The organism is Povalibacter sp. (assembly GCF_036735925.1).
Lineage (GTDB): Bacteria > Pseudomonadota > Gammaproteobacteria > Steroidobacterales > Steroidobacteraceae > Steroidobacter.
In genome coordinates, this window is sequence record NZ_DAINNK010000044.1 from 1 (window position 1) to 13658 (window position 13658).

The 13658-nt window shown below is 63.0% G+C and carries 14 protein-coding genes and 1 tRNA gene; all 15 read left to right on the forward strand.

Annotated elements, in window-relative coordinates:
* On the forward strand, positions 1 to 1241 hold a 1241-nt coding region (gene ftsH, locus V7D81_RS14050), incomplete at its 5' end, for an ATP-dependent zinc metalloprotease FtsH (protein ID WP_324317292.1).
* A 90-nt stretch (positions 1242 to 1331) separates the two neighbouring features.
* The gene (gene folP / locus V7D81_RS14055; RefSeq protein ID WP_349257661.1) at positions 1332 to 2198 is read left to right on the forward strand and encodes a dihydropteroate synthase; all 867 of its coding nucleotides are present in this window, start codon (positions 1332 to 1334) and stop codon (positions 2196 to 2198) included.
* Positions 2195 to 3532: a phosphoglucosamine mutase gene (gene glmM, locus V7D81_RS14060; RefSeq protein ID WP_349257662.1), complete on the forward strand. Its 1338-nt coding sequence runs from the start codon at positions 2195 to 2197 to the stop codon at positions 3530 to 3532. The genes folP and glmM overlap by 4 nt, the downstream gene beginning before the upstream one ends.
* Positions 3533 to 3646: 114 nt before the next feature.
* Complete coding sequence (tpiA, locus tag V7D81_RS14065; protein WP_324317296.1) at positions 3647 to 4417, forward strand: triose-phosphate isomerase; 771 nt, start codon at positions 3647 to 3649, stop codon at positions 4415 to 4417.
* 39 nt (positions 4418 to 4456) lie between these two features.
* On the forward strand, positions 4457 to 4834 hold the full coding sequence (gene secG, locus V7D81_RS14070) for a preprotein translocase subunit SecG (RefSeq protein WP_324317298.1): 378 nt from the start codon (positions 4457 to 4459) through the stop codon (positions 4832 to 4834).
* 46 nt (positions 4835 to 4880) lie between these two features.
* Positions 4881 to 4965: transfer RNA gene (locus V7D81_RS14075), tRNA-Leu, on the forward strand.
* Positions 4966 to 5222: 257 nt separating this feature from the next.
* Entirely contained in the window at positions 5223 to 5579 is a 357-nt protein-coding gene (locus V7D81_RS14080; protein ID WP_324317365.1) for an NADH-quinone oxidoreductase subunit A, read from the forward strand.
* Positions 5570 to 6073 carry a NuoB/complex I 20 kDa subunit family protein gene (locus tag V7D81_RS14085; protein WP_184329650.1) on the forward strand — a complete coding sequence of 168 codons (504 nt, stop codon included), beginning with the start codon at positions 5570 to 5572 and terminating at the stop codon, positions 6071 to 6073. The genes V7D81_RS14080 and V7D81_RS14085 overlap by 10 nt, the downstream gene beginning before the upstream one ends.
* Before the next feature lie 6 nt (positions 6074 to 6079).
* Positions 6080 to 6799, forward strand: a complete 720-nt coding sequence (locus V7D81_RS14090; protein WP_324317300.1) for an NADH-quinone oxidoreductase subunit C — start codon at positions 6080 to 6082, stop codon at positions 6797 to 6799.
* A complete protein-coding gene (locus V7D81_RS14095; RefSeq protein WP_324317302.1) occupies positions 6792 to 8045 on the forward strand; it encodes an NADH-quinone oxidoreductase subunit D in 1254 nt (417 codons plus the stop codon). Before V7D81_RS14090 ends, V7D81_RS14095 begins: the two co-directional genes overlap by 8 nt.
* Positions 8042 to 8554: an NADH-quinone oxidoreductase subunit NuoE gene (nuoE, locus tag V7D81_RS14100; RefSeq protein ID WP_324317305.1), complete on the forward strand. Its 513-nt coding sequence runs from the start codon at positions 8042 to 8044 to the stop codon at positions 8552 to 8554. Before V7D81_RS14095 ends, nuoE begins: the two co-directional genes overlap by 4 nt.
* A 5-nt stretch (positions 8555 to 8559) precedes the next feature.
* Positions 8560 to 9867 (forward strand): NADH-quinone oxidoreductase subunit NuoF, encoded by a 1308-nt coding sequence (gene nuoF / locus V7D81_RS14105; RefSeq protein WP_324317307.1) that lies wholly within the window; start codon positions 8560 to 8562, stop codon positions 9865 to 9867.
* A 14-nt stretch (positions 9868 to 9881) separates the two neighbouring features.
* Entirely contained in the window at positions 9882 to 12080 is a 2199-nt protein-coding gene (gene nuoG / locus V7D81_RS14110; RefSeq protein ID WP_324317309.1) for an NADH-quinone oxidoreductase subunit NuoG, read from the forward strand.
* Positions 12077 to 13150 (forward strand): NADH-quinone oxidoreductase subunit NuoH, encoded by a 1074-nt coding sequence (nuoH, locus tag V7D81_RS14115; protein WP_324317311.1) that lies wholly within the window; start codon positions 12077 to 12079, stop codon positions 13148 to 13150. Before nuoG ends, nuoH begins: the two co-directional genes overlap by 4 nt.
* Before the next feature lie 10 nt (positions 13151 to 13160).
* On the forward strand, positions 13161 to 13652 hold the full coding sequence (gene nuoI / locus V7D81_RS14120; RefSeq protein ID WP_324317313.1) for an NADH-quinone oxidoreductase subunit NuoI: 492 nt from the start codon (positions 13161 to 13163) through the stop codon (positions 13650 to 13652).
* Positions 13653 to 13658 lie beyond the last annotated feature (6 nt).

Here is a 13658-nt window from a genome sequence, read left to right on the forward strand (position 1 = left end):
TCGAAATGTTCGTCGGCGTCGGTGCGTCGCGCGTGCGTGACATGTTCGAGCAGGCGAAAAAGCACGCGCCCTGCATCATTTTCATCGACGAAATCGATGCGGTCGGCCGTCATCGCGGCGCCGGTCTCGGCGGCGGTCACGACGAACGCGAGCAGACGCTGAACCAGTTGCTGGTGGAGATGGACGGCTTCGAAGGCACTGAAGGCGTGATCGTCATCGCGGCGACCAACCGTCCGGACGTTCTCGATCCCGCGCTGCTGCGTCCGGGCCGTTTCGACCGCCAGGTGGTCGTGCCGCTGCCGGACGTGCGCGGTCGCGAGCAGATCCTCAAGGTCCACATGCGCAAGCTGCCGCTCGCCGAGGATGTGCGTCCGCAGATCATCGCGCGCGGCACGCCGGGCTTTTCGGGCGCCGATCTCGCCAACCTCGTGAACGAGGCCGCGCTGTTCGCCGCTCGCGCCAACCGCCGCACCGTTTCGATGGACGAATTCGAGCGCGCCAAGGACAAGATCATGATGGGCGCGGAACGCCGCTCCATGGTGATGGACGATCAGGAGAAGAAGCTCACGGCTTATCACGAGGCGGGACACGCCATCGTCGGCTTGTCGGTGCCCGAGCACGATCCGGTCTACAAGGTGACGATCATTCCGCGCGGTCGTGCGCTGGGTGTGACGATGTTCCTGCCCGAGCAGGATCGTTACAGCATCAGCAAGCGTCGTCTCGAGAGCAAGATCGCCACGCTGTTCGGCGGCCGGCTGGCCGAAGAAATGATCTTCGGACCGGAGTCGGTGACGACGGGCGCGTCCAACGACATCGAGCGCGCGACCGACATCGCCCGCAACATGGTGACCCGCTGGGGCCTGTCGGATCGTCTCGGTCCGCTGACCTACAGCGAAGAATCCGGCGAAGTATTCCTGGGTCGCTCCGTGACGCAGCACAAACAGGTGTCCGATGTGACCGCACATGCCATCGACGAGGAAGTGCGCAAGCTCATCGACTCGAATTACAACCGCGCCAAGAACGTCCTGGACACGCACATGGACAAGCTCCACAAGATGGCTGAGGCGCTGATCAAGTACGAGACCATCGACGAAACCCAGATCAAGGACATCATGCAGGGTCGCGATCCGCAGCCGCCCACGGGCTGGGACGACAATGCGCCGCCGATGGGTGGCAGCAAGAACCGCGACCGCGGTGAGACGCCGGAAGCGCCGATCGGCAAACCGGCGAGCCAGCACTGACCCGGTTCACCCGTTCAGTCGAGCAAGATCCGATGCCGGCCCCGTGCCGGCATCGCTTTTTCTGACCGTCGTACCCTGTACCCTTCGCGCATGTTTCTTCAGTGCGGCAAGCATCGGCTGGACCTGTCCCGACCCGTGGTCATGGGCATCCTCAATGTCACGCCGGACTCGTTCTCGGATGGCGGTCGCTTCGTGAATCCCGCCGCAGCCATTGCGCACGGCCTGGCGATGGTGGAGGCGGGGGCCGGCATCATCGACATCGGCGGCGAATCCACCCGTCCGGGTGCGCAGGCGGTGTCGGAAGAGCAGGAGATCCGGCGCGTCGTCCCGCTGGTCGAAGCGCTGGCGTCGACCGTCGATGTGCCGCTATCGGTCGACACCAGCAAGGCGGGCGTCATCCGTGCCGCGATCAAGGCGGGCGCAACCTTCATCAATGATGTTCGCGCGCTTCGCGAAGCGGGCGCGCTCGAGGCCGCGGCGGACAGCGATGCCGGCCTCTGCCTGATGCACATGCAGGGCGAGCCTCGAACGATGCAGATGGAGCCGGTTTACGACGACGTCGTATCCGAGGTGCGAGAGTTCCTGCAATCCCGCCTCGATGCCTGCGCAGCCGCCGGGATTGCCCGCGACCGGCTCGTCGTAGACCCGGGCATCGGTTTCGGCAAACGGATCGAACACAATATGAAGCTGCTGGCGGCGTTGCCGGAACTGCTGAAGCTGGGACGCCCGCTCTTGATCGGCGTGTCCAGAAAGTCGATGTTCGGCACCTTGCTCGGTCGGGCGGTCGGCGAGCGATTGGCGGGGGCTCTCGCCGTCGCGGTGTCTTCGGTGCTGGCGGGAGCAGGCATCGTGCGTACCCATGACGTCGCCGAAACTGTCGATGCGTTGAAGGTTGCCGCGGCACTCAGGATGTCCGGCTATTGGACTGCAGAAGTGAACCCGGGAGAACGATTGTGAGCCGCAAGTATTTCGGCACCGATGGCGTACGTGGCCACGTCGGTCAGCATCCGATGACCGTCGACTTCGCGTTGCGTCTGGCCAGCGCGGCAGCGCGGGTGCTGGCGCCCGGCGGCGGAAAAGTGCTGGTCGGCAAGGACACGCGCCTGTCGGGTTACATGTTCGAAGCCGCGCTCGAAGCCGGATTCGTCGCGGCCGGCGTCGATGTCATTCTGATGGGCCCGCTGCCGACACCGGGCGTTGCCTATCTGACGAAGCATTTCGAATGCGATTTCGGCGTGGTCATCAGCGCGTCGCACAATCCCTACGAAGACAACGGCATCAAGTTCTTCGATGCCAGCGGCGGCAAGCTGACGGATGAGATCGAGGCGGAAATCGAAAAACACCTGGAAGAGGCGCCGGTGACGCGTCCCTCGGGCGAATTGGGTCGCGCGAGCCGCATGGACAAGCAGCGTGTGCGCTACCAGGAGTTCTGCGCCTCGACGGTTCCCGGTCTGAATCTCGGTGATTTCAAGATCGTCATCGATTGTGCCAACGGCGCGGGCTACAAGGTCGCGCCCCGCATCCTGACGGATCTCGGTGCCGAAATCGTGCCCGTCGGCTGTTCGCCCAACGGTCGCAACATCAATCTCAATTGCGGCTCCACCTCGCCGGAGTTGCTGCAGCTGACCGTGCCAGGTGTTCGCGCACAGGTAGGTATCGCGCTCGATGGCGACGGCGACCGGCTGGTCATGGTCGATCATCTCGGCCGTACCGTGGACGGTGACCAGCTCCTGTACATCATCGCCAGGGCGCGGCACGAGCAGAAGCAGCTCAATGGACCGGTGGTCGGTACCGTCATGAGCAACCTCGGGCTCGAACACGCATTGACCAGGATCGGCATCGAATTCCGTCGCGCCAAGGTCGGTGACAGATATGTAATGGAGCTGCTCAAGGAAACGGGCGGCACGCTGGGCGGCGAAACCTCCGGGCACCTGCTGTGCCTCGATCGTACGACCACGGGAGACGCCATGATCAGCGCACTGCAGGTGCTCGCCATCATGAAGCAGACGGGCCGCAGCCTGGCCGAACTCGCGGCGCCGATGCCCAAATACCCCCAGGTTCTGCAGAACGTGCGCATGGCACGCAAGATCGACGTCGTCGCCTCGCCGCTGGTGCAGGAAGCGGTGTCCCACGCCGAGCGCCGTCTCGGGGAAAACGGCCGGATCGTGCTGCGGCCTTCCGGTACGGAGCCGGTCATCCGGGTCATGGTCGAAGGCAGCGACGAGAAGCTGGTGCGCGAACTGGCAGGCAGCATCGCTGCATCGGTTGCTGCGGCTGCCCAGGTGGCCTGAAAAACGGCGTTGCAGTGGTTTGATTTCCCGGCGGACGACCGTTAAGCTGCCGCGCCTTTTTTGGGCAGGCCGCTCGCTTGAGAGCGTTTTCTACCTCGGACTCAAGGACTAACGATGCGTCGGCCCTTTGTTGCCGGGAACTGGAAAATGCACGGATCGCGCGCTGAAAACGCCGATCTGATCGATGCGTTGCTGCAGGGGCTGCCGGCACAGCCGGCCTGCGATATCGCGGTGTGTCCGCCGGTCGTTTACTTGTGGGAAACAGGACGGCTGCTGAAGGAATCGAGCGTCGCCCTGGGCGCGCAGTCGGTCTGCGCTGAACCCATCGGTGCCTTCACTGGCGAAGTGTCGGCGGCGATGCTCAAGGACGTCGGTTGCAGGTACGTGATCGTCGGGCACTCGGAACGTCGTCATCACTACAAGGAAGACGATGCGCTGGTCGCTCGCAAGTTTCTCGCCGCACAGTCTCACGGGCTGATTCCGATCCTGTGCGTCGGTGAGTTTCTCGAAGAGCGCGAACGGGGCCAGACCATGGCCGTGATTTCGCGACAGCTGGCGGCGGTGCTCGATCTGGCAGGTGTCGATGCGATGCGCAATGCAGTGCTCGCCTACGAGCCTGTCTGGGCGATCGGCACGGGGAAGAATGCGACCCCGGCACAGGCGCAGGAAGTACACGCGCACATCCGGGCGACCGTGGCCGCACGAGAGAGTGCCAGTGGTGGTAAGATCGCGGCCGCTTTGCGGGTCCTGTACGGCGGCAGCGTCAAGGCCGGCAATGCGGCCGAGATTTTTTCGATGCCCGATGTCGATGGCGGATTGATCGGCGGGGCATCGTTGAAGGCAGATGAATTTCTGAAAATTTGCGCAGCGACCCAGGCTCACTGAGCCGGTGGCGCAGACATTTCAAGCGAGCGCGTAAGCGACATGAACTGGTTACACACAGCGGCAATCGTGGTGCACGTCCTCATCGCAACGGGGATCGTGGGACTCGTGCTGCTTCAGCGCGGCAAGGGTGCCGATGCAGGCGCGGGCTTCGGGGCCGGTGCATCGGGCACCGTGTTCGGTGCACGAGGATCTGCTTCGTTCCTGTCGCGTACGACGGCCACGCTGGCCGCCTTGTTTTTTGCGACGAGTCTGGCGCTGGCCTACATGAGCGGCAAGCAACCGGACACGGCAACGAGCGTCGTCGATCGCGCGCAGTCGACCGAAGCGGCACCGGCGCTGCCTGATGCGCCGCCGTCGCTCGAAGCGACTCAGCAGCCGGTCGAAACGCCTGCGACGCAGGAACAGAACAAACAATAGCGAGACCGCCTGCAGGCGGCTGGCACCGAGTCGATTTCACCTCGGTGCGGATGTGGTGGAACTGGTAGACACGCTACTTTGAGGTGGTAGTGGAGCAATCCGTGGAGGTTCGAGTCCTCTCATCCGCACCAATTTCCTTCTCTTTTGCTGCTTTTCTCTCGGGATCCGGAAGAGACAAAGCAGATCAATTTCACCCTGCCTTCACCGATATTTTTTCTCTGCCGTCATTCGACGCACTGCGCATCGCGAACCGTTCGCATGTGCACGCGCGATGCGCATAGGTGTTTCTCCCGGTGATCCAATTGCGCATGAACGCGGGGTTACTGCGCCGCAGCGTCCCTGATACAATCCGCGCCCGGTGCCGGGCCCGGCACCGAGAGTCCGTGTGATGCTGCAAAATTACGTACCCATTCTGATCTTTCTGGGCGTCGCCGCTGCGCTTGGCTCAGTGCTCATCGGACTCGGTTTCCTCTTCGGGCCGCGTCGTCCCGACAGCGAAAAGCTTTCTGCGTATGAGTGTGGCTTCGAGCCGTTCGCCGATGCGCGCGCGAAGTTCGACGTGCGCTACTACCTCGTCGCAATCCTGTTCATCGTTTTTGATCTGGAAATTGCCTTCCTGTTTCCGTGGGCCGTATCGCTCGGTTCCATCGGCACAGTGGGTCTCGTTGCGATGGGATTCTTCCTGCTGATCCTGGTCGTGGGCTTCGTGTACGAGTGGAAGAAGGGCGCGCTCGAATGGGATTGACTGCTCCAACCGCCGAAACGCCGGATGCCGTACCGCCGCAGCGCGGATTCGTCACGACGTCGGTCGACAAGCTCGTCAACTGGGCACGCACCGGTTCCATGTGGCCGATGACGTTCGGCCTCGCCTGCTGCGCCGTCGAAATGATGCACGCGGGTGCAGCCCGCTATGACCTGGATCGCTTCGGTGTCGTGTTCCGCCCCAGCCCGCGTCAGTCGGATGTGATGATCGTGGCCGGTACGCTGGTCAACAAGATGGCGCCGGCGCTGCGCAAGGTCTACGACCAGATGCCCGAACCGCGCTGGGTCATCTCCATGGGATCGTGCGCCAACGGCGGCGGCTACTATCACTATTCCTATGCTGTCGTGCGCGGCTGCGATCGCATCGTTCCCGTCGACGTCTATGTGCCTGGATGTCCGCCCACGGCGGAAGCACTGCTGTACGGCATCCTGCAGCTCCAGAACAAGATCCGTCGCACCAGCACCATCGCCCGCTAACTCATCATGCCTTCACGCAGCGAGACACTGGCCTCGACCCTGACTGCGCGATTCGGCGAGCGCCTGCGCTTCATCCCTGCCGTGGCAGGCGATGTCGCTGCGGAAGTCGCCGCCGATCAGCTTCTGAACGTCTGCCGCGAACTGCGCGATCATGCCGATCTGCGCTTCGAGCAGCTCATCGATCTGAGCGGCGTCGACTATCTCGAATTCGGCAAGGAGGAATGGAGCACGTACGGTTCGACTGCGACCGGTTTCAGCCGCGGCGTGAATCGCGTGCGTCCTGTCGTCGGCGAGCCGCGCAGCGGCCGCTTCGCCGTCACGTACCAGCTCCTCTCGGTGACGCACAACTGGCGTCTGCGTCTGCGCTGTTTCGCGATCGACGGCGAGCCGCCGCTGATCGATTCCGTCAACGATATCTGGGCGTCGGCCAACTGGTACGAACGTGAGGCCTTCGATCTGTACGGCCTGATGTTCCAGGGACATCCGGATCTGCGCCGCATCCTCACGGACTACGGTTTCATCGGTCATCCGTTCCGCAAGGATTTCCCGCTGATCGGCAATGTCGAAGTGAAGTACGACACGGCGAAAGGCCGCGTCGTCTATCAGCCGGTGAGCATCGAACCGCGCACGCTGGTGCCGCGCGTGATTCGCGAAGACAACCGCTACGACCAGTCGTTGCACGACGTGCCGGTCGGTGCGCAGGTGGAGTCCGGTTCCCGTGGCTGAGATTCGCAATTTCACATTGAACTTCGGTCCGCAGCATCCGGCGGCGCACGGCGTGCTGCGCCTGGTGCTGGAGATGGATGGCGAAGTCATCCAGAAGGCCGATCCGCACGTCGGCCTGTTGCATCGGGGCACCGAGAAGCTGGCCGAGTCGAAGCCGTTCAACCAGTCGATCGGTTACATGGACCGTCTCGACTACGTCTCGATGATGTGCAACGAGCACGCCTACGTGATGGCGATCGAGAAACTGCTCGGCATCACGCCGCCGCTGCGCGCGCAGTACATCCGCGTGATGTTCGACGAGATCACCCGCATCCTGAACCACCTCATGTGGCTCGGCGCGCACGGTCTCGATATCGGCGCGATGACGGTCTTTCTCTATGCATTCCGCGAGCGCGAAGACCTGATGGATTGCTACGAAGCAGTCTCCGGCACGCGCATGCATGCGACTTACTATCGTCCGGGCGGCGTCTATCGTGATCTGCCCGATTCGATGCCGAAGTACCAGCCGTCGAAGTGGCGCACTCAGAAGGACGTCGACCGTCTCAATGAGAACCGCTCGGGCAGCATGCTCGACTTCATTCAGAATTTCACCGAGCGCTTTCCGGCCTGCGTCGATGAATACGAGGCGCTGCTCACCGACAACCGCATCTGGAAGCAACGCACGGTCAACATCGGCGTAGTGACTCCGGAGCGCGCACTGCAGCTCGGCTTCACCGGCCCGATGATCCGCGGTTCGGGCATCGCCTGGGATCTGCGCAAGAAGCAGCCGTATGAAGTGTACGACCGCATGGATTTCGACATCCCTGTCGGTGTGAACGGTGACTGCTACGACCGCTACCTGGTGCGCGTCGAAGAGATGCGTCAGTCGAATCGCATCGTCCGTCAGTGCGTCGACTGGCTGAAGCAGAATCCCGGTCCGGTCATGACGTCCGATCACAAGATCTCGGCGCCGAAGCGCGAAGAGATGAAGGACGACATGGAATCGTTGATCCATCACTTCAAGCTGTTCACCGAAGGCTATTGCGTTCCTGAAGGTGAGACCTACGCCGCCGTGGAAGCGCCGAAAGGCGAGTTCGGCATCTATCTCGTTTCGGACGGCGCCAACAAGCCGTATCGCTTGAAGTGCCGCGCGCCCGGCTTCCCGCACCTGGCTTCGCTCGAAGAAATGGTGAAGGGACATCTGCTGGCCGACGTGGTGGCCGTCATCGGTACGCAGGACATCGTATTCGGGGAAATCGACCGTTGAGCGACTCCACTCACAACCCACCGGCCGGCGGCGGACTCTCCGAACATGCTCGCCATGAAATCGATCACTGGCTGAGCAAGTTTCCGCCGGATCGCAAGCGTTCCGCCGTCATCGCCGCGCTGCGCACGGTGCAGCACGAGAACAACGGCTACCTGACGAAGGATTCGATGGACGCAGTTGCCGAGTATCTCGGCCTGCCGCCCATCCAGGTGTACGAGGTCGCCACCTTCTATTCGATGTTCGAAACGAAGCCCGTCGGCCGCCACAGCATTTCCGTCTGCACCAACATCTCCTGCATGTTGTGCGGCGGCGATGACATCCTCGCGCATGTCGAGAAGCGTCTCGGCATCCGGGTCGGCGAGAGCACCGTCGATGGCCGCTTCTATCTCAAGAAGGAAGAAGAGTGCCTGGCGGCGTGCAACAACGCGCCGATGATGATGGTGGACCACGTCTACTACGAAAACCTGACACCCGAGAAGGTCGACGAGATCCTGGATCGTCACAAGTAAGCATCATGACGTCGAAGTACGCAGCCAATCAGGTGTGCTTTGAGACGCTGAACCTGCCTCGGTCGTGGGAACTCGCGACCTACCGCAGCATCGGCGGCTACGAAGTCTGGGAACGCATCCTGCGCGAGCGTCCCACGCCCGAATCCATCATCGATCAGGTGAAGGCGTCCGGTCTGCGCGGCCGTGGCGGCGCCGGCTTTCCGACCGGCATGAAATGGAGCTTCATGCTGCCGAGCAAGGCGCCGCAGAAGTACGTCGTCTGCAACTCCGATGAAAGCGAGCCGGGTACCTGCCACGATCGCGACATCCTGCGCTACAACCCGCACGCGCTGATCGAAGGCATGGCCATCGGCGGTTACGCCATGGGTGCGACGGTTGGTTACAACTATATTCGCGGCGAATTCCTCGAAGAGCCCGTGCCGCGTTTCGAAGCGGCGCTCAAGGAAGCCTACGCCGCCGGCCTGCTGGGCAAGAACCTGCTCGGCTCCGGCGTCGACTTCGATCTGCACGCCTACGTGGGCGCCGGCGCCTATATCTGCGGCGAAGAAACCGCGCTGCTCGAATCGCTCGAAGGCAAGCAGGGCCGGCCGCGTTTCAAGCCGCCGTTCCCCGCGAACTTCGGTCTCTACGGCAAGCCCACGACCATCAACAACACCCAGAGCTATGCGTCGGTCCCGACCATCCTGCGCAAGGGTCCGCAATGGTTCGTCGATCTGGGCGTCGCGAATTCCGCCGGCACCATGATCTTTTCGGTTTCGGGCCACGTGAACAAGCCGCAGAACATCGAGTTGCCGCTCGGCATCCCGTTCAAGGAGCTGCTGGAGATCTGTGGCGGCGTGCGCGGCGGTCGCAAGCTCAAGGCCGTCATTCCCGGCGGCGTCTCGGTGCCCGTCGTGCCCGGCGACATCATGATGAACGCCAACATGGACTACGACTCGGTGAAGAAGGCCGGCTCGGCGCTCGGCACCGGTTCGCTGATCGTGATGGACGAGACGACCTGCATGGTCAAGGCGCTCGAGCGCATCTCGCGTTTCTACTACGCCGAGTCGTGCGGCCAGTGCACGCCGTGCCGCGAAGGCACCGGCTGGATGAATCGCGTCGTCAAGCGAATCCTGGCGGGGCAGGGCAAGCAGGCCGACCTCGACATGCTGGTCGACGTGGCGAACAAGATCGAAGGCCACACCATCTGCGCCTTCGGCGACGCCTCCGCCTGGCCCGTGCAGAGCTTCATCAAGCACTACCGGCACGAATTCGAATACATGATCGAACACGGTCACAGCATCGTCGAGCGCGACAAGCGCCGCGCCGCCTGACGAGCACAGATGACATGAGTACTCCTGCACCAACCGACGAAGTCAACATCGAGGTCAATGGCGTGCCGATGAAGGCGCGCAAGGGCCAGATGCTGATCCAGGTGACCGACGCGAACGAAGTCTACGTTCCGCGGTTCTGTTATCACGAGAAGCTGCCCATCGCGGCGAACTGCCGCATGTGCCTGGTCGAAGTGGAGAAGGCGCCGAAGCCGATGCCCGCCTGCGCAACGCCCGTTGCCGAAGGCATGAAGGTCTTCACGAAGTCGCCGAAAGCCATCGCTGCGCAGAAGTCGGTGATGGAGTTCCTGCTGATCAATCATCCGCTCGACTGCCCGATCTGCGATCAGGGCGGCGAATGCGAGCTGCAGGATCTCGCCATGGGTTTCGGCCGCGACATCTCGCGCTACAACGAGCGCAAGCGCGTCGTGAAGGACAAGAATCTGGGGCCGCTCGTGTCGACCGACATGACGCGCTGCATTCACTGCACGCGCTGCGTGCGCTTCACCCAGGACATCCAGGGCTTCCAGGAACTCGGCACGGTCGGTCGCGGCGAGAGCACCGAGATTGGCACCTTCATCGAGAAGAGCGTCGATCACGAGCTGTCGGCCAACATCATCGATCTGTGCCCGGTCGGTGCGCTCAACAACAAGCCGTATCGCTATCGTGCGCGTGCCTGGGAAATGACGCAGCATCCGCTGATCTCTCCGCACGACAGCGTCGGCACGAACATCTACGCGCACGTGCTGCGCGGCAAGGTCATGCGCGTCGTGCCGCGTCCCAATGAGGAAGTGAATGAAACCTGGATCGCCGATCGCGACCGTTTCAGCTTCCAGGGCGTGTACAGCGAGGATCGCCTGCAGAAGCCGCTGATCCGCGAAAACGGCATGTGGCAGGAGACGGATTGGGAAACCGCACTGGCGATTACTGCCGATCGTCTCGGCCGGATTGCGAAGCAGCACGGTGGCGCCCAGATCGGCGCGCTGGCTTCGCCGGGCTCGACGCTCGAAGAACTGTATCTGCTCGCCAAGGTGGCGCGCGGTCTGGGCTCGTCGAATATCGATCACCGCCTGCGTCGCACGGATTTCCGCGACGAAGCCAGCGATCCGGTGATCCCGTCGCTGAACTGTTCCATTGCCGAACTCGAGCAGGCGAATGCCGTGCTGATCGTGGGTTCGAACCTGCGCAAGGACGTGCCACTGATCGCGCATCGCCTTCGCAAGGCGGCCATTCGCAGCGGTGCGAAGGTCTCCTTCGTCAACCCGCAGCGTTACGAATACCTGTTCCCGGTCGCGAACTATTTCGCGTCGAACGGCCTGCACCTGTTCGATCACCTGGTTGCCATTGCGGCCGCGGCCGCCGGCAATGCAGGCAGGAGCGTGCCGGAATCGATTGCCGCCGTGGCGGCGAGCGCGCAGCCCACCGATGCTCATCGCGCCGTTGCCCAGCAGCTCGCTGATGGATCGCGTCGTCTGATCCTGCTGGGGGCCATCGCACAGCGCGATCCGGCATTTGCGGATCTGAAACTGGCGGCCGCCGCGATTGCTGAACTGACGGGCGCCACGCTGGGTTTCCTGCCCGAGGGCGGGAACGCAGTGGGTGCTCATCTCGCCGGCGTGCTGCCCGGTCGCACCGTGGGTGGTCGCGCGGTGCAGTCGCCCGGGCTCAATGTGGCGGACATGTTTGCCGCGCGGCTCAAGTCCTACGTCGTCCTCGGCGGTATCGAGCCGCAGCACGACATCGCTTCGCCCGCAGCGGTCGAAGCATTGAAAGCAGCCGAATTCGTCGTGGCGCTGTCGCCGTATGCGACCGCGAAGGAATACGCGCACGTCGTTCTGCCGATCGGCACGTTCGCCGAAACGTCGGGCACGTACGTGAATCTGGAAGGCCGCTGGCAGAGCGTTCCCGGCGCCGCCAGGCCCGTCGGCGAATCGCGTCCGGCGTGGAAGGTGCTGCGCGTGCTCGGCAATCTTCTGAATCTGCCCGGCTTCGATCATGTGAGCAGCGATCAGGTCGCCGACGAAGTGCGCAAGCAGGTCGCCGAGGCGGGAACCGCAACGCCGAAAGCAGCGTCGCGAACCCTGCAGGGCAAGCTCGCATTGGCGCCGCCGTCTGCCGTCAGCGATGTGCCGCTGTATCAGATCGATGCCGTCGTGCGTCGTTCGCCGGCGCTGCAGGAGACCACGGAAGCGCAGCGCGCACGGGATGAAGCATGATTCCTGAAATCGCTGCCGATCTGCTGTCGTTCCTGCCGCAATGGATCCAGGCCATCGTGTGGTATGGCGTGGTCGCGGTGATCCTGTTCATCAGCGTGATCCTGATCATGGCGTTCCTGACGCTCGCCGAGCGCCGCGTCATCGGTTCGATCCAGGCGCGCATCGGTCCGAACCGGGTCGGGCCCTTCGGCATCCTGCAGCCGTTCGCGGACGTGCTGAAGCTGCTGGTCAAGGAAATCGTCATCCCGGAGAAGTCGAACAAGTTCCTGTTCCTGCTCGCGCCGCTGCTGGCGTTGATTCCCGCGCTGTGCACGTGGGCAGTGGTGCCGTTGTGGCCGGGGTTCACCGTTTCCAGCATCGATGCGGGCCTGCTGTACATCCTTGCGCTGACATCGGCGGGCGTCTACGGCGTGATTCTCGCGGGCTGGGCCGCGAACTCGAAGTACGCGTTCCTCGGCGCGATGCGCGCGGCGGCGCAGATGGTGGCTTATGAAATCGCCATGGGATTCGCGCTCGTCGGCGTCGTGATGGCGGCCGGTTCGCTGAATCTCAGTGCGATCATCGAAGCCCAGCGCGGCGTGGGCGGTTTCTTCTTCTGGTGGATGATTCCGCTGTTCGTCGTCTACTTCATTTCCGGACTGGCTGAAACGAACCGCGCGCCGTTCGACGTCGTCGAAGGCGAATCGGAAATCGTCGCCGGCTTCCACGTCGAGTACTCGGGCATGGCCTTCGCCGTGTTCTTCGTCGCCGAGTACGTGAACATGATCCTGATCTCGGCGCTGACCGCGGTCTTCTTCTTCGGCGGCTGGCTGTCGCCGTTCGAAGGCTGGAACCTGCCGGGCTGGCTGGCGTGGATCAACACGCCGCATCCGCTGGTCGGCTTCCTGTGGCTGTTCAGCAAAATCGCATTCTTTCTGTTCTGCTTCCTGTGGTTCCGCGCGACGTTCCCGCGCTATCGCTACGATCAGATCATGCGCTTGGGCTGGAAGGTCTTCATTCCGGTCACGCTGGTGTGGATCGCGGTGCTGATGGTGCTCGCGTACTGCAAGATCGGACCGTGGGCAGGGTAGGAGCCAGCCAGTGAAATCACCCGCCAGTTTCCTGAAGACGTTCTTCCTGACCGAGCTGGTCGTCGGCCTCGGCGTGACGATCCGGCAGTTCGTCTTCCGCCCCAACGTGACGGTGCAGTATCCGGAAGAGAAGACGCCGCAGTCGCCGCGTTTCCGCGGATTGCATGCGCAGCGCCGCTACCCGAACGGGCAGGAGCGCTGCATCGCCTGCAAGCTGTGCGAGGCGGTCTGTCCGGCGCTGGCCATCACGATCGAATCGGATGTGGCAGCCGACGGCACCCGTCGCACGACGCGCTATGACATCGACCTGTTCAAGTGCATCTACTGCGGCTTCTGCGAAGAGGCCTGCCCGGTCGATGCCATCGTCGAGACCCGCATCCATGAGTACCACATGGAGAATCGCGGCGAGAACATCATGACCAAGGACAAACTGCTCGCCATCGGCGAGCGCTACGAAGCCATGATCGCCGCAGACAAGGCGGCCGATGCGCGCTATCGCTGAAGCGTC

Excerpts from the sequence above, each read along its gene's own strand:
- folP (WP_349257661.1), top strand. The coding sequence starts at position 1,332 with ATGTTTCTTCAGTGCGGCAAGCATCGGCTGGACCTGTCCCGACCCGTG.
- tpiA (WP_324317296.1), top strand. The coding sequence starts at position 3,647 with ATGCGTCGGCCCTTTGTTGCCGGGAACTGGAAAATGCACGGATCGCGC.
- secG (WP_324317298.1), top strand. The coding sequence starts at position 4,457 with ATGAACTGGTTACACACAGCGGCAATCGTGGTGCACGTCCTCATCGCA.
- V7D81_RS14080 (WP_324317365.1), top strand. The coding sequence starts at position 5,223 with ATGCTGCAAAATTACGTACCCATTCTGATCTTTCTGGGCGTCGCCGCT.
- V7D81_RS14085 (WP_184329650.1), top strand. The coding sequence starts at position 5,570 with ATGGGATTGACTGCTCCAACCGCCGAAACGCCGGATGCCGTACCGCCG.
- V7D81_RS14090 (WP_324317300.1), top strand. The coding sequence starts at position 6,080 with ATGCCTTCACGCAGCGAGACACTGGCCTCGACCCTGACTGCGCGATTC.
- nuoF (WP_324317307.1), top strand. The coding sequence starts at position 8,560 with ATGACGTCGAAGTACGCAGCCAATCAGGTGTGCTTTGAGACGCTGAAC.
- nuoG (WP_324317309.1), top strand. The coding sequence starts at position 9,882 with ATGAGTACTCCTGCACCAACCGACGAAGTCAACATCGAGGTCAATGGC.
- nuoH (WP_324317311.1), top strand. The coding sequence starts at position 12,077 with ATGATTCCTGAAATCGCTGCCGATCTGCTGTCGTTCCTGCCGCAATGG.